The organism is Mesorhizobium sp. P5_C1, from assembly GCF_054049815.1.
The window spans coordinates 1-502 of the sequence record NZ_JBFULQ010001437.1; the positions used below are offsets into that span (position 1 = coordinate 1).

The 502-nt window shown below is 57.4% G+C and carries 1 protein-coding gene; it reads right to left on the bottom strand.

Translation table 11 applies throughout. From position 1 onward, the window contains the following. On the bottom strand, positions 1-502 hold a 502-nt coding region (locus ACXJ7R_RS36225; RefSeq protein WP_457155961.1), incomplete at both ends, for an SDR family oxidoreductase.

Consider the following 502-nt stretch of genomic DNA (forward strand, 5'->3'; position numbering starts at 1 on the left):
GAATCTCTCCGGTGATGTAACTTGAGCATTGCGGTGAGGCCAGAAACACATAGGCCGGTGCGATCTCCTCTGGCTGGGCCGGGCGTTTCATCGGCGTATCGGCGCCGAATTTCGAGACATCGATGGCCTGCTTTTCCGACGGATTGAGTGGCGTCCACACTGGACCTGGCGCGACCGCGTTGACGCGAATGCCCTTCTCTATGAGGTTGCCTGACAGCGCTCTTGTGAAGGCGTGTATCCCGCCCTTTGTCATGGAGTAGTCGATCAGCTCCTTCGAGCCGTTGATTCCCGTTGTGGAGCCGGTGTTGACGATGGCTGAACCGCGCTTCATATGCGCCACCGCCTCCTTGGCCATATGGAAATAGCCGTAGAGGTTGGTTTTCATTGTGGTGTCGAAATGCTCCTCGGTCAGGTCGGCAAAATCCGTCGAATGCACTTGGAACGCTGCATTGTTGACGAGGACGTCGAGGCCTCCCAGTTGCTTGACCGTATTGGCCACGGC